The organism is Pseudoxanthomonas mexicana (assembly GCF_014397415.1).
Classification (GTDB): Bacteria; Pseudomonadota; Gammaproteobacteria; order Xanthomonadales; family Xanthomonadaceae; genus Pseudoxanthomonas_A; species Pseudoxanthomonas_A mexicana.
Genome location: NZ_CP060731.1, coordinates 2631746 through 2653913, shown reverse-complemented (window position 1 = coordinate 2653913; position 22168 = coordinate 2631746). Strand labels below are relative to the sequence as shown.

The window sequence follows — 22168 nt, the reverse complement described above, 5'->3', positions numbered from 1 at the left end:
CCGCGCGGTGGCGCAGCGTCCTGGATCGAGCCCGGCATGGTCCCGGCTGCATCGCCGCATTCCAGCAGCGTGCCTTGATTCGCCGGATACGCCCCGCCACTCTATGTGCCTGCGGATGATGCGCCAACGCGTCGTTGCCTGCCCGATCACCCCTTTTCGCGAGTATACATGAGCACTTCCAAGCACTGCCGCCTGTTGATCCTGGGCTCCGGCCCCGCCGGTTGGACCGCGGCCGTCTACGCGGCCCGCGCCAACCTCAAGCCCGTCGTGGTCACCGGCCTGCAGCAGGGCGGCCAGCTGATGACCACCACCGAAGTGGACAACTGGCCGGGGGACGCGCATGGCCTGATGGGTCCGGACCTGATGGCGCGGATGCAGGCGCATGCGGAGCGCTTCGAGACCGAAGTGATCTTCGACCACATTCATACCGCCGACCTGTCCAAGCGGCCGTTCAAGCTGATCGGCGACAGTGGCGAATACACCGCCGACGCGCTGATCATCGCCACCGGCGCCACGGCCAAGTACCTGGGCCTGCCTTCCGAAGAGGCCTTCAAGGGCCGCGGCGTGTCCGCCTGCGCGACCTGCGACGGTTTCTTCTACCGCGACCAGGACGTGGCGGTGATCGGCGGCGGAAACACGGCCGTGGAAGAAGCGCTGTACCTGTCCAACATCGCCCGCAAGGTCTATCTGGTGCATCGCCGCGACACCCTGCGCGCCGAGAAGATCATGCAGGACAAGCTGTTCGCCAAGATCCAGGCCGGCAAGATCGAGCCGGTGTGGCACCACACGGTCGACGAGGTGCTGGGCAACGATGCCGGCGTCACCGGCATCCGGGTGAAGTCGGTGCAGGACGGCAGCACGCGTGACATCGACGTGCACGGCTTCTTCGTGGCCATCGGCCACACCCCGAATACCGGCCTGTTCGAAGGCCAGCTGGACATGAGCAACGGCTACCTGAAGATCCGCTCCGGCATCGAGGGCAACGCCACCGCCACCACCATCCCGGGCGTGTTCGCGGCCGGCGACGTCACCGACCAGCACTACCGCCAGGCCATCACCTCGGCCGGCTTCGGGTGCATGGCGGCGCTGGATGCGGAGCGCTTCCTGGACAAGGACGGCTGATCCGGGCAGCGACACCCGCCAAGGATGGACAAGCTGCTGATCAAGCAGTGCCTGTTCCACGGGAGCTGGCTCGTCGTGCCGTTCATGGCGTGGCTGGGATGGCGACTGCGCGAGCGCCGTGGCCGCTGGCTGGTCGCCCTGCTGCTGGCCGGTTGCCTGGTGTTCGCATGGGCGCGCTTCGTCGAGCCCCAGCGTATCCGCGTGCAGGAAACGGTGCTGACGGGCACCGGCGCGCAGGCAAGGCTGGTGTTGATCAGCGACATCCATCTGGGCGTCTACAAGGACCGCGCCTACCTGCAGCGGCTGGTGGACCGCATCAACACGCTGCGGGCCGACGCGGTCGTGATCGCGGGCGACTTCACCTACGAGCCTGACGGCGAGCCGCTGGAGCGCATGTTCGCCCCCCTGGAGACCCTGCAGAAGCCGGTCTACGCGGTGCTGGGCAACCACGACCAGCAGGCTCCCGGCCCCGACATCGATGCGGAGCTGCGTGCGGCGTTGGCGACGCACGGCGTGCAGGTCATCGAAGGCCGGACGGTGACCGTGCGTGGCTTCGGCGTCGCCGGGTTGGGGGATCGCTGGGCGGGCAAGGACGATCCGGGCTTCCTTGCGGCCGGTCCAGCCCCTGGCCCCACCCTCGTGCTGGCGCACAATCCCGACAGCGCCATCGCGCTGGACCCTGCCCGCGTCGCCCTGGTACTGGCGGGCCATACGCACGGCGGACAGATCCGCATTCCCTGGCTGTACCGGCACGTGATTCCCAGCCAGTACGGCTTCGATCGCGGCGAACAGTTCCTGCGCACGCCGCACGGCCGCGTCCGCGTGTACACCACCGTGGGCACGGGGGAGATCGGCCTGCCGATGCGCCTGTTCAATCCGCCGACCATCGACGTGCTGGACCTGCGCCCTTAGCATCGCGGACGATGTACGACGCCCGCTTCCTTCCGTCCCTGGCCGACGTGCGCGCGCGCGACTGGGACGCCCTGCACGATGGTCGGAATCCCTTCGTGACCCACGCCTTCCTGCACGGGCTGGAGTCACAGGGATGCCTGCGCCGGGACTGGGGATGGACACCGCACCACCTGACGCTGTGGGAGGGCGACACGCTGGTTGCGGCCGCACCTGGCTACCTGAAGGACAACTCGCACGGGGAGTTCGTCTTCGACCATGCCTGGGCGCATGCCTATGCCCGTTACGGGCGGGACTACTACCCCAAATGGCTCTGTGCCGTGCCCTACTCGCCGGTCACCGGACCGCGCCTGCTGGCGCAGGACGCCGCGCACCGCAAGGCGCTGCTGACCGCGGTGCGCGATGAGGTGCTGCGCCTGGGATTGTCGTCCGCGCACGTCAACTTCCATGCGGAAGACGAGGACGATGCGTTCGCTTCCGACTGGCTGCCGCGGATCGACGTGCAGTACCACTGGCGGAATCCGGGGCATTGGCGAGACTTCGACGGCTTCCTGGCCGATTTCGACCACAAGCACCGCAAGAACATCCGCCAGGAACGGGCGAAGGTCCAGCGGGCCGGCGTCGTCATCCGCACGGTGCACGGCGACGAGGCGACCGCGGCCGACCTGGAGGCCATGTTCGGCTTCTACCTGCGCACGTTCCAGGACTACGGCAATTCGCCTGCGCTGACGCTTCCGTTCCTGCAGCATCTGGCGCAGACGATGCCGCGGCAGCTGGTGATGTTCCTGGCCGACCACGACGGCCGCACCATCGCAGGCGCGCTGTGCCTGCGCGGGCACGACACGCTGTACGGCCGCTACTGGGGGGCCGAAGCGCCCCTGCCGGGACTGCATTTCGAGACCTGCTACTACCAGGGCATCGCCTACTGCCTCCGCGAGGGTCTGGCCCGGTTCGAGCCCGGGGCCCAGGGCGAGCACAAGATCGCACGCGGTTTCCTGCCGGCCTGGGTACGCTCGCGACACTGGATCGCCGACCCGGAGTTCGCCGGTGCGCTGGCGCACTGGTGCGACGAGGAAAGCCAGGCGGTACGCCGTTATGCGCGTACGCTGCAGTCGCACTCGCCGTTCAAACAGCAGGACCGTGCCTGAGCGCGCGGCCCGAGCCCAGGATCACCCGATGCGCCAGCGGCCGTTCGTCCTTTCCTCCGATCCCCGCGCGCCCTTCCCGCCGGCGGACAGCGCCATGCAGGAGCCCGACGGCCTGCTCGCGATCGGGGGCGACCTGTCGCTGCCGCGCCTACTGAATGCGTATCGTCACGGCATCTTTCCCTGGTTCTCGCCCGGCCAGCCGCCGCTGTGGTGGTCGCCCGATCCGCGCATGGTGTTCGCCACCGATGGCGTGCGCCTGTCTTCCCGCTTCCGCCGCGGCCTCCGGCACAGCCCGTGGGAGGTCCGGGCGGACACCGCGTTCGAGCAGGTGATCACGGCCTGCGCCAAGGCGCCACGGCCGGGCCAGCACGGCACCTGGATCACCTCGGGCATGCGCCAGGCGTACATCGATCTGCATCGCCACGGGCACGCCCATTCGGTCGAAGTGTTCGAGGGCGACGCCCTGGTGGGCGGCATCTACGGCGTGGCGATCGGGCGCATGTTCTTCGGCGAGAGCATGTTCAGTGGCCGGTCGGGCGGTTCCAAGGTCGCGCTGGCCGCGCTGGCGGCGCGGCTGCACGGGTGGGGCTGGCCGCTGATCGATGCCCAGGTGGAAAACGACCATCTGGTCTCGCTGGGAGCCGTCCGGATGCCCCGATATCGTTTCCTGGCCGAGGTCGCAGGCCTGGTGGACCTGCCGGCGCCCGCAGGCCCCTGGACCCTCCGATTCGGACGCATGCCGGCCGCCGAACTGGCGCAAGCATCGGTGCCATAACGGAATTTTTGCACCTGGCGCGCGCGGGGCGTACAATACCGGGCTTCATGGCACCCGCCATCCCTCGCGGCACACACAGGTTTACATGTCGAAAGACGATTCCATTGAATTCGAAGGCACCGTCGCCGAGACGCTGCCCAACACCATGTTCCGGGTCAAGCTGGAAAACGGGCACGAGATCATCGCCCACATTTCCGGCCGCATGCGCAAGAACTACATCCGCATCCTGACCGGCGACAAGGTGAAGGTCGAAATGACCCCCTACGACCTCACCAAGGGTCGAATCACCTACCGCATGAAATAAGCTTCTTGATGCGTCTGATCGGAAAGCGGCCCTGGGCCGCTTTCTTCGTTATTGCGGTCGCCTCTCAATGACCTTCGTCATTGGGTCGGTGGTCATGGCGACTTTGGGCAGATTCGCGTCGGCAGCGTGATCCCTAGCATGGATGTCGGCCGATACGGGCTGCCTCCAATCACGACTGCCATGAAACCTCGTCATCTCTCCATGACCGCCCTGCTGGCTTTGGGCCTCTCTCCGTTTTTCGCCATGGCTGGCGAACCGGTTGCCGATTGCGTCGCACTGGGAAGCAGCCAGGAGATCGTCCGTGCCGGCGGCGGCGGCCAGATCTTCCTTCGCGATGGTCAATCCCATTACCGCCTCGGCTTCGCCCGCAACTGCGATTCGGTGACGATGACGCCGACCATCCAGATCAGCGCCGATGGCCAGGCCGACCGGCTGTGCCCCGCCGGCACCAAGGTGCGTACCAAGACCTCGACCTGCGATGTCAGCGTCGTCGAGACGATTTCCGCCGAAGAGTTCGCCAAGCGCAAGCAACGCGCGCGGCGTTGAGGCGGCGATCGAGCCGCGGGAAGCGATACGAGAAAGGCGGCCCGCGGGCCGCCTTTTTTCTCGCCTGCAATCGATTCCGGCAGTGATCTACACGGTCGCCGGCAACAAACGCTCCGGTTCTGCCTGCGCATCGACCACCAGCTCGCCATCGCGTACGTCGATACCGACCCGCCCGCCATTGACCAGCTTGCCGAACAGCAGCTCGTCGGCCAGCGGCCGCTTCACCTTGTCCTGGATCAGGCGGGCCATCGGACGCGCCCCCATCAGCGGATCGAAGCCGTGCTGGGCCAGCCAGTCGCGCGCCGCCGGTGTGGCCGACAGGCTGACGTGCTTCTCCTGCAGCAGCATTTCCAGCTCGATGATGAACTTGTCCACCACCCGCAGGATGTGGTCGAAACCCAGGCCCTGGAACTGCACGATGGCATCCAGTCGGTTGCGGAACTCCGGCGTGAAGCTGCGGCGGATCACTTCCATCGCATCGGTGGAATGGTCCTGCTGCATGAAGCCGATCGTCCGCCGCGACGCCTGCGCGGCGCCGGCGTTGGTGGTCATCACCAGGATGACGTTCTTGAAGTTCGCCTCGCGGCCGTTGGTATCCGTGAGCACCCCGCGATCCATGACCTGCAGCAGGATGTTGAAGATGTCGGGGTGGGCCTTCTCGACCTCGTCCAGCAGCAGTACGCAGTGCGGCGTCTTGACGATCTTCTCGGTCAGCAGACCGCCCTGGTCGAAGCCCACGTAACCCGGGGGCGCGCCGATCAGGCGGCTGACCGAATGCGGCTCCATGTATTCGGACATGTCGAAACGGACCAGTTCGATGCCCAGCTGCAGCGCCAGCTGCTTGGTCACCTCGGTCTTGCCCACACCCGTCGGACCGGCGAACAGGAAGCTGCCGATCGGCTTCTCCGGGTTGGCCAGGCCGCTGCGGGCCAGCTTGATGGACGACGCCAGCGTCTCGATGGCGGGATCCTGCCCGAAGATGACCATCTTCAGGTTGCGCTCCAGGTGCTGCAGCACGTCCTTGTCGGACGAGGACACCTGCTTGGCCGGGATGCGCGCCATCTTGGCGACGATGGTCTCGATTTCCTCGACGTCGATCAGTTCCTTGCGCGTTTCCTGCGGCAGCAGGCGCTGGCGGGCGCCGGCCTCGTCGATGACGTCGATGGCCTTGTCCGGCAGCAGGCGGTCGCCGATGTGCTTGACCGACAGGTCGACCGCGGCCTGCAGCGCATCGTCGGCGTAGGTGACGCCGTGGTGCGCCTCGTACTTGGGCTTGAGTCCCTGCAGGATCTGGTAGGCCTCGCCCACCGTGGGCTCGACGATATCGATCTTCTGGAAGCGGCGCGCCAGCGCGCGGTCCTTCTCGAAGATGCCGCGGTACTCCTGGAACGTGGTCGAGCCGATGCAGCGCAGCTCGCCCGACGCCAGCGCCGGCTTGATCAGGTTGGAGGCATCCATCGTGCCGCCGCTAGCCGAGCCGGCGCCGATGATGGTGTGGATCTCGTCCACGAACAGGATGGCGCCCGGGATCTTCTTGATCGATGCCAGCACGCTCTTCAGGCGCTTTTCGAAGTCGCCGCGGTATTTGGTGCCCGCGACCAGCGCGCCCAGGTCCAGCGAATAGATGACGGCATCCAGCAGCACGTCGGGCACCTCGCCCTCGACGATGCGCTTGGCCAGGCCCTCGGCCAGCGCGGTCTTGCCCACGCCGGCCTCGCCCACGTAGAGCGGATTGTTCTTGCGCCGGCGGCACAGCACCTGGATGGTCCGCTCGATCTCGTCGCCGCGGCCGACCAGCGGGTCGATCCGGCCCTGGCGCGCCAGCTCGTTGAGGTTGCTGGCGAACTCGGCCAGGGCGTCGCCCTTGCCCTCGCCTTCCGCACCCTCGGCCTTGCCCTCGCCCTCCGGATGCCCGGAGGCCTCGTTTTCCTCGCCCTGCTTGGCGATGCCGTGGGACAGGTAGTTGACGATGTCCAGCCGGGTCACGTCCTGCTGGTTGAGGAAATACACGGCGTGCGAATCCTTCTCGCCGAAGATCGCCACCAGCACGTTGGCGCCGGTGACCTCCTTCTTGCCCGAGGACTGCACGTGGTAGACGGCACGCTGCAGCACGCGCTGGAAGCCCAGCGTCGGCTGGGTATCGCGGCCATCGTCTTCGGCCAGGCGCGAGACCGAGGCCTCGATGGCCTGCTCCAGGTCAGCGCGCAGGCGGTTGGCATCGGCACCGGTCGCCTTCAGGACGGCCTGTGCCGAGGGATTCTCCAACAGGGCGAGCAGCAGGTGCTCGACGGTCATGAATTCGTGCCGAGCTTCACGGGCGCGCTTGTAGCACTGGCCGATGGTCTGCTCGAGGTCTTTGCTGAACATGGTTGCCTCCGGGGCCTATGCCGACAATATGCGGCCTGGCGGGCGGTTTTCCATCAGCCTACCGGATTTCAGTGTTCAGGGATCGTTGCCTTGCACCAGGCCACGACGCCCCCAGACCGCTCGGGCCGGTCCGGCCTGCCCGTGCCGGAATCCCTCAGGACTTCTCCATCGTGCACAGCAAGGGATGCTGGTTCATACGGGAAAACTCGTTGACCTGGGCCACCTTGGACTCGGCCACCTCGCGGGTGTAGACCCCGCACACGCCGCGGCCGCGCGTATGCACGTGCAGCATCACCTGGGTGGCCTTCTCCAGGTCCATGGCGAAGAACTGCTGCAGCACGGTCACCACGAAATCCATCGGGGTGTAATCGTCGTTGAGCAGGAGCACCTGGTAGAGGGGCGGCGGCGCGACCTCGGGCCGGCTGGTCTCCACCATGAGGCCGTGGTCGCGTTCGTTTTCGTTCTTGCGGGGCATGTGCCGATTATAGGCGCTGGCCGCTGTCGCCCGCATGGACGCCATGCGTGACCCCGGCCACAATGCGCCATTCCATCCACCCCGAGCCGACCATGATCCCGACGCTGTCCCGCCTGCCCATCCCCGCCCTGCTGTGCGTCGCCGCCGCCGTCGCGGCACCCGCCACCGCCGCCGATGCGTCGGTCGAGGCCCGGCTGAAGGCGCGCGGCATCCAGTACGAGATCGATGCCGACGGCGACTACAAGGCCACCTATTCGTACGACAAGGAAAACCGCACCCAGCTGGTGTTCGTGTCGGGCGGCACCGAGCAGATCAGCGGCCTGAGCATCCGCGAAGTGTTCTCGCCGGCCGGACGCATCGCGGCCGACGGCATCGACGGCGAACAGGCGCTGGCGCTGCTGGCGGACAGCCGCACCAAGAAGCTGGGCAGCTGGGAGATCGCCGGCGACGTGCTGTACTTCGTCATCAAGCTGCCGGACAACGTGGATGCGGCGGCGCTGGAAGCGGCGATGGACATCGCGGCCGAGACAGCCGACAACCAGGAGATCGAACTCTCCGGCGACCAGGACGACCTGTAAGTGAGCTATCGCGAGGGCCGGTTCTGGCAGCCCGACGTCACCGTGGCCACCGTGGTGGTCCGCGACGGCCGGCTGCTGATGGTGGAAGAGCGCGCTCAGGGCCGGCTGGTGTTCAACCAGCCCGCCGGCCACCTGGAGCCGGACGAAAGCCTGCTGGACGCCGCCCGTCGCGAAACCCTCGAGGAAACCGGCTGGGAGGTGGCGCCGACCGCCTTCATCGGCGCCTACCAGTGGAAAGCCGAGACCGGGCGGCATTACCTGCGCTTCGCCTTTTCCGCCGATCCCGTTCGGCACCTGCCCGACCGTCCGCTGGATGACGGCATCGTCCAGGCCGTGTGGCTGACGCCGGCGGAACTGCAGGCGCAGGCCGACCGCCATCGCAGTCCGCTGGTCTGGCGGGTCGTGCAGGACTACCTGGCCGGCCGTCGTTCGCCGCTGTCCACGCTGCAGCACATCGCATGAGCGCTCCGCGGGTCATCGTTGGCGTGTCCGGTGGCGTGGATTCGTCGGTGGCCGCGCTGCGCCTGGTGCAGCAGGGCGAGGCCGTCGCCGGGCTCTTCATGCAGAACTGGGCCGACGACGGCACCGGCGAGTGCCGTGCCGAAGACGACCGCCGCGATGCCGTGGCCGTCTGCGGCCGGCTGGGTATCCCGTTCCATTTCCGCGATTTCTCGGCCGAGTACTGGCAGGGCGTGTTCGAACATTTCCTGGCCGAGTACGCCGCCGGCCGCACCCCGAACCCGGATGTACTGTGCAACCGGGAGGTGAAGTTCAAGCATTTCCTGGACGCCGCCCGCGAGCTGGGGGCCGAGAAGATCGCAACAGGCCACTACGCCCGCGTGGGCGAAGCGGGCGGACGCTGGCGGCTGCTGCGCGGCATGGACCGCGGCAAGGACCAGAGCTATTTCCTCCACCAGCTGGGCCAGACCCAGCTGTCGGCCACGCTGTTTCCCATCGGCGAACTGCAGAAGTCGGACCTGCGCCGGATCGCGCGCGAGGCGGGGCTGCCCACGCACGACAAGAAGGATTCCACCGGGATCTGCTTCATCGGCGAGCGCGATTTCCGCGAGTTCCTGGGGCGCTATCTGCCCGCGCGGCGCGGCGAGATGCGCGACCCGCAGGGCCAGGTGGTCGGCGAGCATCCGGGCGTGTTCTATTTCACGCTGGGCCAGCGCGAAGGCCTGCAGATCGGTGGCGTGCGTGGCCGTCCGCAGGCGCCGTGGTATGTCGTGGGCAAGGACGTGGCCCATAATGTGCTGTACGTCGACCAGGACACGCACAGTCCCTATCTGATGTCCACGCGGTTGTGGACCGAAACGGCGCACTGGGTGTCGGGCAGTCCGCCCGCCGGGCGCTTCGACTGCACCGCGCAGACGCGCTATCGCCAGCCAGACGAACCGTGCCGGGTGCAGGTGATGGAGGATGGCAGCGTCATGGTCGAGTTCACCACGCCGCAGCGTGCCGTCACGCCGGGACAGTCGCTGGTGCTGTATGACGGCGACGAATGCCTGGGTGGTGCGGTCATCGCGCGCACCGACGCCCCTCTGGAAACCCGTTTCGCGGAGCAAGCAGCTTGAGCAACCGATATTCCGACCGTGTGCTGGCCCTGGCCGGGCTGGCACAGGCCCTCCACCAGGTGCGGCGCATCGCCGAAACGGGTCAATCCGAATCCTCGGCCGTGCAGGCGTCGCTGGAGAGCGTGTTCCGCATCGAAGCCGCCACGCCGTTGGCGGTGTACGGCCGTCTCGGCGACATCGCCCCCGGGCTGCGGGTACTGCGCGGCTATCTGGCCAAGGAGGCGCAGGACGACGGCCTGCCACGCCTGGCGATGGCGGTGTTGCAGTTGGAGCGGCGGTTCGTGCGCGAAGACGACACCGTGCACGCCGTTACCTGCGGCCTGGCCGACATCGCGCCGCGCGCCGAGCAGCACGGCAGCACGCATCCCGATGTGCTGTCGGCGCTCGGCGGCCTTTACGCCGACACCATCAGCCACCTGCGCCCGCGCGTGATGGTCCAGGGCAACCCGCACTACCTCGGCCAACCGGGGGTGGTGGCGGAGATCCGGGCGATCCTGCTGGCGGCGGTGCGTTCGGCCGTGCTGTGGCGCCAGTTGGGCGGCAGCATGTGGGACTTCGTCTTCAGCCGCCGGCAGATGCTGGACGCCGTCGACGACTGGCTGTCCTGACCCATCCGCCACCGTCCCAAAGAAGAGGCCCGGCATTGCCGGGCCTCTTCGTTGCAGCGGGCGATCAGGCGGCGACCGTCTTCGCCACGTCCTGGTACTCCTCGATCTGGTCGAAGTTCATGTAGCGGTAGATCTCCGCGCCCTTCTCGTTGATCACGCCGATGTCGGCCATGTACTCGGCCTTGGTCGGGATCCTGCCCAGGCGCGAGCAGATCGCGGCCAGCTCGGCCGACCCCAGGAACACGTTGGAGTTGCGGCCCAGGCGGTTGGGGAAGTTGCGGGTCGAGGTGGAGAACACCGTCGCGCCCTCGCGCACCTGCGCCTGGTTGCCCATGCACAGCGAGCAGCCCGGCATTTCCATGCGCGCGCCGGCGGTGCCGAAGGTGCCGTAGTGGCCTTCCTTGGTCAGCTCGGACGCGTCCATCTTGGTCGGCGGCGCGACCCATAGGCGGGTCGGGATGTCGCGCTTGCCTTCCAGCAGCTTGGCGGCCGCACGGAAGTGGCCGATGTTGGTCATGCACGAGCCGATGAAGACTTCATCGATCTGGGTGCCGGCCACGTCGGACAGCGTCTTCACGTCGTCCGGATCGTTCGGGCAGGCCAGCAGCGGCTCGTGCACCTCGGCCAGGTCGATCTCGATGACGGCGGCGTACTCGGCGTCGGCATCCGGTTCCAGCAGTTGCGGGTCGGCCAGCCATGCTTCCATCTTGGCGATGCGGCGGGCCAGCGAACGGGCGTCGGCATAGCCTTCGGCGATCATCCACTTCAGCAGCGTGATGTTGCTGGTGAGGTACTCGATGATCGGTTCCTTGTTCAGGCGCACCGTGCAGCCGGCCGCGGAACGCTCGGCCGAGGCGTCGGACAGCTCGAACGCCTGCTCCACCTTCAGGTCCGGCAGGCCTTCGATTTCGAGGATGCGGCCGGAGAAGATGTTCTTCTTGCCCTGCTTGGCGACCGTCAGCAGGCCAGACTTGATGGCGTAGTACGGGATGGCGTTGACCAGGTCGCGCAGGGTCACGCCCGGCTGCATCTGGCCCTTGAAGCGCACCAGCACCGATTCCGGCATGTCCAGCGGCATCACGCCGGTGGCCGCGGCGAACGCGACCAGGCCCGAGCCCGCCGGGAACGAAATGCCCACCGGGAAACGCGTGTGCGAATCACCACCGGTGCCGACGGTGTCGGGCAGCAGCATGCGGTTGAGCCAGCTGTGGATCACGCCATCGCCCGGACGCAGCGAGATGCCGCCACGGGTGGAAATGAATTCGGGCAGCGTGTGGTGCGTCTTCACGTCGACCGGCTTGGGATAGGCCGCGGTGTGGCAGAACGACTGCATCACCAGGTCGGCCGAGAAGCCCAGGCAGGCCAGGTCCTTCAACTCGTCGCGGGTCATCGGGCCGGTGGTGTCCTGCGAGCCCACCGAGGTCATCTTCGGTTCGCAGTAGGTGCCCGGGCGCACGCCCTGGCCTTCCGGCAGGCCGCAGGCGCGGCCGACCATCTTCTGCGCCAGGGAGAATCCCTTGCCGCTGTCGGCCGGCTGCTGCGGCTGGCGGAACAGGTCCGTCGCCGGCAGCTTCAGCGCTTCGCGCGCCTTCGCGGTCAGCCCGCGGCCGATGATCAGCGGAATCCGGCCACCGGCACGCACTTCGTCGAACAGCACCTCGGACTTGACCTGGAACTCGGCGATCACCTGCCCGTCCTTCAGTGCCTTGCCCTCGTACGGGCGCAGCTCGACCACATCGCCGTGATTCATCTGCGACACGTCGAGTTCGATCGGCAGCGCGCCGGCGTCCTCCATGGTGTTGTAGAAGATCGGGGCGATCTTGCTGCCCAGGCAGACGCCGCCGAAGCGCTTGTTCGGAATGAACGGGATGTCCTCGCCGGTGAACCACAGCACGCTGTTGGTCGCCGACTTGCGCGAGGAACCGGTGCCGACCACGTCGCCGACGTAGGCGACCAGGTGACCTTTCTCCTTCAGCGACAGGATTTCCTGCACCGGACCGCGCTTGCCGTCTTCTTCGGGTACGAACGGCGCGTCGGGGCGCTTGTTCTTCAGCATCGCCAGCGCGTGCAGCGGGATGTCCGGGCGCGTGGTCGCGTCGGGTGCCGGCGACAGGTCGTCGGTATTCGTCTCGCCGGGCACCTTGAACACGGTGATGGTGAGCGACTGCGGCACTTCCGGCTTGCTGGTGAACCACTCGGCATCGGCCCAGCTCTTCAGCACGGCCTGGGCGTGGGCGTTGCCCTGCTCGGCCTTCTCCTGCACGTCGTGGAAGCTGTCGAACATCAGCAGCGTGTGCTTCAGGCCTTCGGCGGCGGTCGCACCCAGCTCGGCGTTGTCGAGCAGCTCGATCAGCGGGTGGATGTTGTAGCCGCCCAGCATTGTGCCCAGCAGCTCGGTGGCGCGCTTGGGCGTGATCAGCGGGGTCTTCTCGGTGCCGAATGCGACGGCGGCCAGGTAGGACGCCTTGACCTTGGCGGCATCGTCGACACCGGCGGGCACACGGTGGGTGATCAGCTCGACCAGGAAGTCTTCCTCCCCGGCCGGCGGATTCTTCAGCAGTTCGATGACCTCGGCCGTCTGCTGGGCCGACAGCGGCAGCGGCGGGATGCCCAGCGCGGCGCGCTCGGCTACGTGGTGGCGATAGGCTTCCAACATGGGTGGCTCCGGTCGTTCGTTGATGCGGTGGAATGGGAAAGCGGGGTGCTGCTTATTCGTTCGCGGGCACGATCAGTTTCAGGCCCTTGAAATAGTCGCGGTGGAAGGCGGTGTCGAAGGTGATCAGGCCGTCGCACTGCAGCAGGGCGTGCGCACCCACCAGGAAGTCGGCGATCGGCCTGGCGTCGCCCTCACGCTGGCGGTGGCGGCGCTGCATCTCGCCCGCGCGCAGCGCGGACTTGGCTTCGACGGCATTGAAATGCACACCCATCTCCTCCAGCGCCGCCAGCGCTTCCGCGCCATTGCGCAGCGACGCGCACAGCTGCGCCAGCGCGGCATCGCAGACGACGACGCGGCCGCTGCCCAGGCTCTGGCGCAGCCCGGCCTCGACGGCGTCCGCGCGCGGACCGTCGGTCAGCAGCTCGATCAGCACGGGGGCATCGACGGCGATCATTCGCTGGCGGCGCCTTTCGCGACGTCTGCATCGAGGGCGAACTTGCCACGCACGCGCGAGATCGCGTCGTCGACGCTCTTCCGCAACACGATGCGGCTACCTTCCAGCTCGACCTTCAGCACACTGCCCTTGGTCAGGCCCAACGCATCGCGCACGGCCTTGGGGAGGGTGATCTGTCCGCGTTCGGCAACGGTGGCTTCCATCGTCACGCCCTCTTGAGTATGGATGAATTATACATACTTTCATTGACGTACCGCATGCCTCCCCGGTCCGCCACCCCATCCGTTGGTCGGGTCCCGGCCCGCGCCTGGGTTGGCGGATAATCCGGGCAAGCCTCGACAAGACGCGCGGGACGGACGCTTTATGCTGCCCTCGCACCCTTTTCCCCCGCTACAGGAGCCTCCGCGATGAGCGATTCCTTCGCCACCCGCCGAACCCTGGACGTCAACGGCACGTCCTACGCCTACTACAGCCTGCCGGCGCTCGCCGAACGGCTGGACCCGCAGGGAGGCTTCGCCCGCCTGCCCTACTCGCTGAAGATCCTGCTGGAGAACCTGCTGCGCTGCGAAGACGGCGTGACCGTGCTGCCCGAACACATCCAGGCGGTGGCGCAGTGGGAGGCGACCCGCGAACCGGACACCGAGATCGCCTTCATGCCGGCCCGCGTGGTGCTGCAGGACTTCACCGGCGTGCCCTGCGTCGTCGACCTGGCCGCCATGCGCGACGCCGTGGTCAAGCTGGGCGGCAGCCCGGACCAGATCAACCCCCTGATTCCGTCCGAACTGGTCATCGACCACTCCATCCAGGTCGATGTGTTCGGCAAGCCCGACGCGCTGGACCTCAACGGCAAGATCGAGTTCGACCGCAACAAGGAGCGCTACGGGTTCCTGCGCTGGGGCCAGAAGGCATTCGACAATTTCAAGGTGGTGCCGCCGAATACCGGCATCGTCCACCAGGTGAACCTGGAGAACCTGGCCCGCGTGGTGATGACGGGCGAGCGTGACGGCCAGGCCATCGCGTATCCCGACACCGTGTTCGGCACCGACAGCCACACCACCATGATCAACGGCATCGGCGTGCTGGGCTGGGGCGTGGGCGGTATCGAAGCCGAGGCCGCGATGCTGGGCCAACCCTCCTCCATGCTCATCCCGCAGGTGGTCGGCTTCAAGCTGACCGGCAAACTTCCGGAGGGTGCCACCGCCACCGATCTGGTGCTGACCGTCACCCAGATGCTGCGCAAGCTGGGGGTGGTGGGCAAGTTCGTCGAGTTCTACGGCGACGGCCTGCAGCACCTGCCGCTGGCCGACCGCGCCACCATCGGCAACATGGCACCGGAGTACGGCGCCACCTGTGGCATCTTCCCGATCGACAGCGAGTCACTGAACTACCTGCGCCTGTCCGGTCGCAGCGAAGCACAGATCGCGCTGGTCGAGGCCTACGCCAAGGCGCAGGGCCTGTGGCACACGCCGGACAGCCCGCATGCGGAGTACAGCGCCACGCTGCACCTGGACATGGGCGACGTGAAGCCCTCCCTCGCCGGCCCCAAGCGCCCGCAGGACCGCGTGCTGCTGCAGGACGTCAAGCAGAACTTCCGCGACAACCTGGCGCCGTTCGCCGATGCCCGCCGCAAGCGCAACGACCTGGTGCAGGAAGACCGGCTGAAGAACGAAGGCGGTGGCGGTACCGCCGTCGGGGCCAAAGAGGCGGCGCATGAATCCTCGCCCGACAGCGGCGCGACCAAGCTGCGGGACGGCGACGTGGTCATCGCGGCCATCACGTCCTGCACCAACACGTCCAATCCGGCGGTGATGCTGGGGGCCGGCCTGCTGGCCCGCAACGCTGTGGCCAAGGGGTTGAAGGCGCAGCCTTGGGTCAAGACCTCGCTGGGGCCGGGCTCGCGCGTGGTCACCGACTACCTGGAGAAGGCCGGCGTACTGGACGATCTCGAGAAGCTGGGCTTCTATGTCGTCGGCTACGGCTGCACGACCTGCATCGGCAATTCGGGTCCACTGCCGGACGACGTCTCGGCCGCGATCGCCGCCGACGACCTGGTGGTGGCCTCCGTGCTGTCGGGCAACCGCAACTTCGAGGGCCGCGTGCATCCCGAAGTGAAGATGAACTACCTGGCCAGCCCGCCGCTGGTGGTGGCCTACGCCATCACCGGCACCACCGACATCGACCTGACGACCGAGCCGCTGGGTATCGGCAGCGATGGCCAGCCGGTCTACCTGAAGGACATCTGGCCGACCAACAAGGAAATCGGCGACTTCATCGCTGCGACGATCGGGCCGGAGATGTTCGCCAAGAACTACGCCGACGTGTTCAAGGGCGATACGCGCTGGAACACCATCGCCTCGCCCGATGGCGACCTGTACGCGTGGGACGGCAGCTCGACGTACATCAAGAACCCACCGTACTTCGACGGCATGTCGATGGCCGTCGGCAGCATTGATGACGTGCACGGCGCGCGCGTGCTCGGCCTGTTCGGCGATTCCATCACCACCGACCACATCTCGCCCGCCGGCAACATCAAGAAGGACTCGCCGGCAGGGCGCTTCCTGATCTCGCGTGGCGTGCAGCCGGTCGACTTCAACAGCTACGGCAGCCGCCGCGGCAACGACGACGTGATGGTGCGCGGCACCTTCGCCAACATCCGCATCAAGAACCTGATGTTCGGCGGCGAGGAAGGCGGCAACACGCTGTACTACGGCAGCGGCGCGCCGAAGAAACTGTCCATCTACGATGCAGCGATGAAGTACAAGGCCGACGGCGTGCCGCTGGTGGTCATCGCCGGCAAGGAATACGGCACGGGTTCCTCTCGCGACTGGGCGGCCAAAGGCACCAATCTGCTGGGCGTGAAGGCGGTGATCGCGGAGAGTTTCGAACGCATCCACCGCTCCAACCTGGTCGGCATGGGCGTGCTGCCGCTGCAGTTCGTCGATGGCCAGAATGCGCAGTCGCTGGGCCTGGATGGATCGGAAACGTTCGACGTCACCGGCCTGCAGGACGGCGCCGCGAAGGTAGCGACGGTCACGGCGCACAAGGCCGACGGCAAGGCGGTGGAGTTCCAGGCCAAGGTCCTGCTGCTGACGCCGAAGGAAGTCGAGTACTTCAGGCACGGTGGCCTGTTGCACTACGTGCTGCGCCAGCTGGCTGGGCGAAGGGCCGCCTGACAGCACTGACACGGAAAGAAAAAAGCCGCCCTCGGGCGGCCTTTTTCATGCAGGTGCGTCCGAGGTCAGCGAGCGGCCGCTGGTGACGCGCCGGTGGCCTGCCCCTTGTTCTTCACGTAGCGCTCCAGCCACTGGTCCTGTTCCCACAGCAGGTGAAGCACCGATTCTTTCGCTGCGTAGCCGTGGCTCTCCTTCGGTAGCAGCACCAGTCGCGCCGGCGCGCCGAAGCCCTTGAGCGCATTGAAGTAACGCTCACTCTGCATGGTAAACGTGCCGGAATTGTTGTCGGCCTCGCCGTGCACCAGCAGCAGCGGCGTCTTCATCTTGTCCACGTGCATGAAGGGCGACATGTCGTTGTAGACGCTGGGAGCTTCCCAGTAGTTGCGTTCCTCCTGCTGGAAGCCGAATGGCGTCAGCGTGCGGTTGTAGGCGCCGCTGCGCGCGATGCCGGCCGCGAACAAGTCCGAATGCGTCAGCAGGTTGGCCGTCATGAATGCTCCGTAGGAATGCCCCCCCACGGCCACGCGCGAACGGTCGATGTAGCCGAGGCCGTCGACGGCGTCTATCGCCGCCTTTGCGTTGGCCACCAGCTGCTTGATGAAGGTGTCATTCGGCTCGTCCTTGCACTCGCCCACGATCGGGAACGCGGCATCATCGAGCACGGCATAGCCGCGCGCGACCCAGTACACAGGCGAGCCGTAGCTCGGGAAGATGAACTCGTTAGGATTGGTGGTGTTCTGGCCGGCGCTGTCGCGGTCCTTGTACTCGGTGGGATACGCCCACATCACCAGCGGCAGCTTCTCGCGCCTGGCCTTGCGGTCGTAGCCGGCCGGCAGGTACAGCGTGCCGGTCAGCGGCAGGCCATCCGCTCGCGTGTACGCGAGGACTTCCTTGTAGACGCCCTGCAACGCCTTGAACGGATTCTCGAAGCGCGTCACCGGCACGGGTGCGATCCGCTGCTTCAGGTGACGAACGTAATAGTTAGGGAACTCGGTCGGCGATTCGATGCGTACCAGTACCGTGCCCTGCTGCAGATCCAGCAGCGCCTGGATGCTCTCCTTCTGGCCTTCCAGCCTCGACGTGTACAGGCGCTCCTTCTCGCCGGTGGCCAGTTCCATCCTGTCGATGAAGGGGAATTGACCCTCAGGCGTGAAACCTTCGCCGATCAGGTGCACCTGCCCATTATCCAGTGCAAGGACGGTCTCGCCGGCTGCATTCTTCCGCGTCTCGAACTGGCCCGGATCGCTGTATTGATCCTGGTAGCTGCGACTGACGAGTTCGCGCAGTGGTGCGCCCGGCTTCGACGGATCCAGCACGTAGGTCCGCGTGTGGCGCGTATTCCACCAGTAGTCGGTGACGATCGCATGCGTGTCGTCGCCCCACAGGATGCCCTGCACGCGATCGACGGTCTTGAACAGCGATTGCGGCGTGCTGGAGAACGGCGCCTGCCAGGCAAAGGCCTCGTCGCGGAACGGCACTTCATTCGCCGGGTCGCCCTTGTCGAGCGCCTCTGCCCACACCAAGGTCGCGGGTTGGTCGGCGCGCCATTCGATGTCGCGACGCCCCGCGCGCACGGCCATGAAGCCCTTCGGCAGGTTTTCCGCCAAGGGAGCATCGACGACGGTCACCACCGGCTTGCCCGTGGTTTCCACCACTTCCGCACGGTAAGGGAAGCGGCCATAGGGCACCAAGTAGGAGAACGGCTTCTTCAGCGTGTGCAGCAATACATAGCGGCCGTCCGGCGAGAACGACTCCCCCGTGTACATGGCCGCCGCACGCCAGAGCGTTGGGCGGCCCTTCAACGGCACGCGGTGCAGCTCGGAGGTGGCAAGCACGGCGAAATTGCTTTCATCCGAGGGATTCTTCAGTAAGTCCTGATAGGTGCGGTTCTGGGCCTTGCTGCCATCGCTTACCGAAACCGTCGGTCCCGTCGGGACGGCGCGTGAAGTGTCGAGCAGCGCCGGGCGCTGTGAAGGCAACATGCGGACCAGCAACGCCTGGTTGTCGCGGAACCACGTGAGCGGATTGCCGACATTGGCGTTGACGCGGGCTTCCGTCAGGCGTGTAGCATGCGCGGTCGCGAGTTCCATCACCCACGCTTCCACACCGGTCCGTGTCGTGTGCGTGAACGCCAGCCGGCGCTCGTCGGGCGACCAGGTGAAATTTGCCAGACGCGGCGAGGCCGGCAATCCCGTCACATGCCGCGCGCTTCCGCCCTGCAGCTCCTGCACCTGCACGTGGTTGTAGTAGGTCGTGGTGCTGGCGATGTTGGTGCGCGGATTGACCCGTAGGCCACCGAGACGGAGCTCCTCGTCGGACAGTTCCGCCAGCGACTTGAACGTATCGCGGTAGAACAGTACGAGGTGCTGCTTGCGGCTGTCCGTCACAACGGTGGGCGGGCGTTGCACGTCGGCGAGCTGCAGGATCTCGGCGGGGGGCGTCTGGTACGGCAGCGCGTCCTGCGCGAGGGCATTTCCAGCGGCCAGCCACAGGCACGCCAAGAGTTTCCAGCGAATCGACATGAGCGGTTTCCCCATTTGGACGAGCCGATCATCATGGCTCCTCCCCTGCCAAGGCAAGACCACGCACGGGAAGGTTGCCGGTTGGGCGCGCTTACGGCGTTCGGGACGTTGAAGGCCTTCGCTGGAGGTCAGCCGAGACGCCGCTATGGGAATCCCTGTCCTGCGTTCCACCTGCCTGCTCCTTTTGCTCGCCGTCCATGCCAACGCACGCGCCGCACCACCCGACGCCGACCAGGCCAGGCGTATCGCCGAGCAGTTCCTGGCCACACAGCAGGCAAGCGCGAGCCCGCAGGAAGCCTATGAAGCGGGCGACATCGCCGTGGCCGACCTGGATGGCGACGGAGAGGCGGAGGTCGTCGTGCTGTGGACGATGCTGGGCCCCACCTATTGGCACCACGGCGTCACGGTGCTGGCGCACAAAGGACAGCGCTATATGCCCGCCGGCGAGACCGGCGAGCCGCTTGGTAGCGTGGAAGGCATGCTGGTACGCAACGGCACCATCGAGCTGAAGACCAAATGGCCAGGTCCGAACGATCCCCGTTGTTGTCCCTCCGTCGCCAAGACACTGCGCTACCGCTGGACGCCCGGGAAGCTCACGCCGGTGAAATGATCAAGGCGTGCCGTTCCAGCGCGCATGGTAGACGCGCCACTCGTCGTCTTCCGTCCGCCACGCGGTCGTGACCCGATAGGCACGTGCCTGATCCGGCAGCAGACGCCCGTTGCCTGCGGTCAGCACCACATCGAACGCGACGGTTGCGTTGTCGCCCTGCACGACCACCTCCAACGGCCCGGTGGTCACGCCCAAGTGTGAGTCGGCCAGCATGCGCGCCCGCAGGAGATTGTGCAGCGCCGCACGATCCATCCCGGACTCGCCCGTGAAATCCGGGCTGACGCCTTCCATGAAGTCGCCGGCCTGCCCTTTTTCCACCGCCGCCTGCATCTCGCCGAAGCGCGCCCGCAGCCTGTGCTCGGGCGCTGCGGGTGCGCACGCCACCAGTCCCAACAGCAATGCCAGCGCGGCGACCCGCATCTTCTTTTCCGTGACTGCCATCGAAACCTTCGCCTTTTCCATCCGGAACGGTATGCTCCCGAAAGGCGCCGCGACCGGGCGCCGGCCCACAGTACGCCGCAACGAAGCCAGAAGACCCTGGGGAGGGAGCAGAACGATGAGTCAGGAACGTCCGTGGTTCAAGAGTTACCCGCAAGGCGTGCCCCACGAAGTGGACCTGGAGCAGTATCGCTCCATCGTGTCCGTCTTCGATGAGGCGATCAGCAAGTATCGCGACCGCCCCGCGTTCCGCAACTTCGGCAAGACCCTGACCTACGGCGAGATCGACAAGCTCAGCCGCCAGTTCGCGGCGTACCTGCTTGGGGAGCTGAAGCTCAAGAAGGGCGACCGTGTCGCCATCATGATGCCCAACTGCCTGCAGTATCCCATCGCCATCTTCGGCGTGCTGCGCGCGGGCCTGACGGTGGTCAACGTCAATCCGATGTACACGCCGCGCGAGCTAAAGCACCAGTTGGTGGATTCCGGCGCCAGCGTGCTGCTGGTGGTGGACAACTTCGGCAAGACCGCGCAGGAGGCCCTCGCCGGCACCCAGGTCAGGCAGGTCATCACCACGGCGCTGGGCGACCTGGTCGGCTTCCCCAAGGGCGCCATCGTCAACTTCGTGCTGAAGTACGTGAAGAAGATGGTGCCCGACTACGACATCGCGGGCGCGGTGCGCTTCAAGGACACGCTGACCCTGGGCCAGTTGCATGCCCTGCCCGACGTCGACATCGATTCCGGCGACATCGCTTTCCTGCAGTACACCGGCGGCACCACCGGCGTGGCCAAGGGCGCGATGCTCACGCACCGCAACCTGGTGGCCAACATGCAGCAGGCCGGCGTGTGGGTCGGTACCGGCCTGGACTACGGCAACGAAGTGATCATCACCGCGTTGCCGCTGTACCACATCTTCGCCCTGACGGCGAACTGCCTGGTCTTCATGAAGCTGGGCGGCCTGAACCACCTGATCACCAATCCGCGCGACATGCCGGGCTTCGTCAAGGAACTGAAGGCCACGCGCTTCACCGCCATCACCGGCGTCAACACGCTGTTCAATGGCCTGCTCAACACGCCCGGCTTCGATGAAGTGGATTTCTCCAACCTCAAGATGACGCTGGGCGGCGGCATGGCCGTGCAGCGGGCGGTCGCCGAGAAGTGGAAGAAGGTCACCGGCGTGACCCTGGTCGAGGCCTACGGCCTGACCGAGACCTCGCCGGCGGCCTGCATCAACCCGATGAACCTGCACGACTACAACGGCGCGATCGGCCTGCCGGTGCCGTCCACCGATGCCTGCCTGAAGGACGACGACGGCAACATAGTGCCGCTCGGCGAAGTGGGCGAGCTGTGCATCAAGGGTCCGCAGGTGATGAAGGGTTACTGGCAGCGTCCCGAGGAGACGGCGAAGGTCATGGACGCCGAAGGCTGGCTGCACACCGGCGACATGGCGAAGATGGACGAGAACGGCTTCTTCTACATCGTCGACCGCAAGAAGGACATGATCCTGGTATCCGGCTTCAACGTGTACCCGAACGAGGTGGAAGACGTGATTGCCGGCCTGGACGGCGTGCTGGAGGTGGCGGCGGTGGGCGTGCCTGACGACAAGTCCGGTGAGGCGGTGAAGGTCTTCATCGTGAAGAAGGACCCGTCGCTCACCGTCGAGCAGATCAAGGCGTACTGCCGCGACAACCTCACCGGCTACAAGCAGCCCCGCTACGTGGAGTTCCGCACGGAACTGCCGAAGACCAACGTGGGCAAGATCCTGCGCAAGGAACTGCGCGAGCCCGCCAAGGTTGGCTGACCCCTGTTCAGCTTTATGGAGAAGGCCGGCCCTGTGCCGGCCTTTTTCTTTTGGTTCAGGACTTTAGGGGTGGATTCTAGACGCTTGTCACAAATATCGAGACTGATG

At 66.5% G+C, this 22168-nt stretch carries 20 protein-coding genes; 13 read left to right on the top strand and 7 right to left on the bottom strand.

The features are described 5' to 3' along the window. Nucleotides 1–168 precede the first annotated feature (168 nt). The 6 genes from trxB to IAE60_RS12410 all read left to right on the top strand — a co-directional run bounded on the left by trxB (nucleotide 169) and on the right by IAE60_RS12410 (nucleotide 4804). On the top strand, nucleotides 169–1122 hold the full coding sequence (gene trxB, locus IAE60_RS12435; protein ID WP_162109334.1) for a thioredoxin-disulfide reductase: 954 nt from the start codon (nucleotides 169–171) through the stop codon (nucleotides 1120–1122). Between the two features lie 24 nt (nucleotides 1123–1146). Further along, nucleotides 1147–2034: a metallophosphoesterase gene (locus IAE60_RS12430; RefSeq protein ID WP_187572483.1), complete on the top strand. Its 888-nt coding sequence runs from the start codon at nucleotides 1147–1149 to the stop codon at nucleotides 2032–2034. Between the two features lie 11 nt (nucleotides 2035–2045). Further along, complete coding sequence (locus tag IAE60_RS12425; protein WP_187572482.1) at nucleotides 2046–3179, top strand: GNAT family N-acetyltransferase; 1134 nt, start codon at nucleotides 2046–2048, stop codon at nucleotides 3177–3179. A 28-nt stretch (nucleotides 3180–3207) separates the two neighbouring features. Next, the gene (gene aat, locus IAE60_RS12420; protein ID WP_187572481.1) at nucleotides 3208–3954 is read left to right on the top strand and encodes a leucyl/phenylalanyl-tRNA--protein transferase; all 747 of its coding nucleotides are present in this window, start codon (nucleotides 3208–3210) and stop codon (nucleotides 3952–3954) included. An 85-nt stretch (nucleotides 3955–4039) separates the two neighbouring features. Beyond that, entirely contained in the window at nucleotides 4040–4258 is a 219-nt protein-coding gene (gene infA / locus IAE60_RS12415; protein WP_055943174.1) for a translation initiation factor IF-1, read from the top strand. A gap of 201 nt (nucleotides 4259–4459) precedes the next feature. Next, nucleotides 4460–4804, top strand: a complete 345-nt coding sequence (locus IAE60_RS12410) for a hypothetical protein (protein ID WP_185896078.1) — start codon at nucleotides 4460–4462, stop codon at nucleotides 4802–4804. 87 nt (nucleotides 4805–4891) lie between these two features. Here IAE60_RS12410 and clpA read toward each other — a convergent pair whose 3' ends face one another. Together clpA and clpS are read right to left on the bottom strand one after the other, a co-directional pair. Continuing rightward, nucleotides 4892–7171, bottom strand: a complete 2280-nt coding sequence (clpA, locus tag IAE60_RS12405) for an ATP-dependent Clp protease ATP-binding subunit ClpA (protein WP_185896077.1) — start codon at nucleotides 7169–7171, stop codon at nucleotides 4892–4894. Nucleotides 7172–7325: 154 nt separating this feature from the next. Further along, nucleotides 7326–7646: an ATP-dependent Clp protease adapter ClpS gene (clpS, locus tag IAE60_RS12400; RefSeq protein WP_185896076.1), complete on the bottom strand. Its 321-nt coding sequence runs from the start codon at nucleotides 7644–7646 to the stop codon at nucleotides 7326–7328. Nucleotides 7647–7693: 47 nt separating this feature from the next. Between clpS and IAE60_RS12395 the strand changes: the two genes are divergently transcribed. From IAE60_RS12395 to hflD, 4 genes are read left to right on the top strand one after another with little or no spacing between them, the layout of a single operon-like run. Next, nucleotides 7694–8224 (top strand): hypothetical protein, encoded by a 531-nt coding sequence (locus tag IAE60_RS12395; protein ID WP_187572480.1) that lies wholly within the window; start codon nucleotides 7694–7696, stop codon nucleotides 8222–8224. Then, nucleotides 8225–8686 carry an NUDIX hydrolase gene (locus IAE60_RS12390; protein ID WP_185896074.1) on the top strand — a complete coding sequence of 154 codons (462 nt, stop codon included), beginning with the start codon at nucleotides 8225–8227 and terminating at the stop codon, nucleotides 8684–8686. Next, nucleotides 8683–9801 (top strand): tRNA 2-thiouridine(34) synthase MnmA, encoded by a 1119-nt coding sequence (gene mnmA / locus IAE60_RS12385; RefSeq protein ID WP_185896073.1) that lies wholly within the window; start codon nucleotides 8683–8685, stop codon nucleotides 9799–9801. The genes IAE60_RS12390 and mnmA overlap by 4 nt, the downstream gene beginning before the upstream one ends. Further along, nucleotides 9798–10409, top strand: coding sequence for a high frequency lysogenization protein HflD (hflD, locus tag IAE60_RS12380; protein ID WP_244966564.1), 612 nt, complete (start codon nucleotides 9798–9800; stop codon nucleotides 10407–10409). Before mnmA ends, hflD begins: the two co-directional genes overlap by 4 nt. A 64-nt stretch (nucleotides 10410–10473) precedes the next feature. Here hflD and acnB read toward each other — a convergent pair whose 3' ends face one another. Genes acnB through IAE60_RS12365 form a run of 3 tightly spaced genes read right to left on the bottom strand, consistent with a single transcriptional unit; the run spans nucleotide 10474 to nucleotide 13722 of the window. Next, nucleotides 10474–13065 carry a bifunctional aconitate hydratase 2/2-methylisocitrate dehydratase gene (gene acnB, locus IAE60_RS12375; protein WP_185896071.1) on the bottom strand — a complete coding sequence of 864 codons (2592 nt, stop codon included), beginning with the start codon at nucleotides 13063–13065 and terminating at the stop codon, nucleotides 10474–10476. Nucleotides 13066–13117: 52 nt separating this feature from the next. After that, nucleotides 13118–13519: a type II toxin-antitoxin system VapC family toxin gene (locus tag IAE60_RS12370; RefSeq protein ID WP_187572478.1), complete on the bottom strand. Its 402-nt coding sequence runs from the start codon at nucleotides 13517–13519 to the stop codon at nucleotides 13118–13120. Next, a complete protein-coding gene (locus IAE60_RS12365; protein WP_187572477.1) occupies nucleotides 13516–13722 on the bottom strand; it encodes an AbrB/MazE/SpoVT family DNA-binding domain-containing protein in 207 nt (68 codons plus the stop codon). The genes IAE60_RS12370 and IAE60_RS12365 overlap by 4 nt, the downstream gene beginning before the upstream one ends. Nucleotides 13723–13926: 204 nt before the next feature. On the opposite strand from IAE60_RS12365, the gene acnA reads away from it, so the two are divergent. After that, nucleotides 13927–16692: an aconitate hydratase AcnA gene (gene acnA, locus IAE60_RS12360; RefSeq protein ID WP_187572476.1), complete on the top strand. Its 2766-nt coding sequence runs from the start codon at nucleotides 13927–13929 to the stop codon at nucleotides 16690–16692. A gap of 65 nt (nucleotides 16693–16757) precedes the next feature. On the opposite strand, the gene IAE60_RS12355 is transcribed toward acnA, so the two are convergent. Beyond that, on the bottom strand, nucleotides 16758–19214 hold the full coding sequence (locus tag IAE60_RS12355; RefSeq protein WP_187572475.1) for a S9 family peptidase: 2457 nt from the start codon (nucleotides 19212–19214) through the stop codon (nucleotides 16758–16760). A gap of 145 nt (nucleotides 19215–19359) precedes the next feature. On the opposite strand from IAE60_RS12355, the gene IAE60_RS12350 reads away from it, so the two are divergent. Beyond that, the gene (locus IAE60_RS12350; RefSeq protein ID WP_187572474.1) at nucleotides 19360–19824 is read left to right on the top strand and encodes an LppP/LprE family lipoprotein; all 465 of its coding nucleotides are present in this window, start codon (nucleotides 19360–19362) and stop codon (nucleotides 19822–19824) included. Here the strand turns inward: IAE60_RS12350 and IAE60_RS12345 are convergent, their stop codons facing one another. Continuing rightward, the gene (locus tag IAE60_RS12345) at nucleotides 19825–20286 is read right to left on the bottom strand and encodes a Cif family virulence factor (protein ID WP_244966563.1); all 462 of its coding nucleotides are present in this window, start codon (nucleotides 20284–20286) and stop codon (nucleotides 19825–19827) included. Between the two features lie 94 nt (nucleotides 20287–20380). Between IAE60_RS12345 and IAE60_RS12340 the strand changes: the two genes are divergently transcribed. Then, entirely contained in the window at nucleotides 20381–22060 is a 1680-nt protein-coding gene (locus tag IAE60_RS12340; RefSeq protein WP_187572473.1) for a long-chain fatty acid--CoA ligase, read from the top strand. The last annotated feature ends 108 nt before the right edge of the window (nucleotides 22061–22168 follow it).

Excerpts from the sequence above, each read along its gene's own strand:
- trxB (WP_162109334.1), top strand. The coding sequence starts at position 169 with ATGAGCACTTCCAAGCACTGCCGCCTGTTGATCCTGGGCTCCGGCCCC.
- IAE60_RS12430 (WP_187572483.1), top strand. The coding sequence starts at position 1,147 with ATGGACAAGCTGCTGATCAAGCAGTGCCTGTTCCACGGGAGCTGGCTC.
- IAE60_RS12425 (WP_187572482.1), top strand. The coding sequence starts at position 2,046 with ATGTACGACGCCCGCTTCCTTCCGTCCCTGGCCGACGTGCGCGCGCGC.
- aat (WP_187572481.1), top strand. The coding sequence starts at position 3,208 with ATGCGCCAGCGGCCGTTCGTCCTTTCCTCCGATCCCCGCGCGCCCTTC.
- infA (WP_055943174.1), top strand. The coding sequence starts at position 4,040 with ATGTCGAAAGACGATTCCATTGAATTCGAAGGCACCGTCGCCGAGACG.
- IAE60_RS12410 (WP_185896078.1), top strand. The coding sequence starts at position 4,460 with ATGACCGCCCTGCTGGCTTTGGGCCTCTCTCCGTTTTTCGCCATGGCT.
- clpA (WP_185896077.1), bottom strand. The coding sequence starts at position 7,171 with ATGTTCAGCAAAGACCTCGAGCAGACCATCGGCCAGTGCTACAAGCGC.
- clpS (WP_185896076.1), bottom strand. The coding sequence starts at position 7,646 with ATGCCCCGCAAGAACGAAAACGAACGCGACCACGGCCTCATGGTGGAG.
- mnmA (WP_185896073.1), top strand. The coding sequence starts at position 8,683 with ATGAGCGCTCCGCGGGTCATCGTTGGCGTGTCCGGTGGCGTGGATTCG.
- acnB (WP_185896071.1), bottom strand. The coding sequence starts at position 13,065 with ATGTTGGAAGCCTATCGCCACCACGTAGCCGAGCGCGCCGCGCTGGGC.
- IAE60_RS12370 (WP_187572478.1), bottom strand. The coding sequence starts at position 13,519 with ATGATCGCCGTCGATGCCCCCGTGCTGATCGAGCTGCTGACCGACGGT.
- IAE60_RS12365 (WP_187572477.1), bottom strand. The coding sequence starts at position 13,722 with ATGGAAGCCACCGTTGCCGAACGCGGACAGATCACCCTCCCCAAGGCC.
- acnA (WP_187572476.1), top strand. The coding sequence starts at position 13,927 with ATGAGCGATTCCTTCGCCACCCGCCGAACCCTGGACGTCAACGGCACG.
- IAE60_RS12355 (WP_187572475.1), bottom strand. The coding sequence starts at position 19,214 with ATGTCGATTCGCTGGAAACTCTTGGCGTGCCTGTGGCTGGCCGCTGGA.
- IAE60_RS12350 (WP_187572474.1), top strand. The coding sequence starts at position 19,360 with ATGGGAATCCCTGTCCTGCGTTCCACCTGCCTGCTCCTTTTGCTCGCC.
- IAE60_RS12345 (WP_244966563.1), bottom strand. The coding sequence starts at position 20,286 with ATGGAAAAGGCGAAGGTTTCGATGGCAGTCACGGAAAAGAAGATGCGG.
- IAE60_RS12340 (WP_187572473.1), top strand. The coding sequence starts at position 20,381 with ATGAGTCAGGAACGTCCGTGGTTCAAGAGTTACCCGCAAGGCGTGCCC.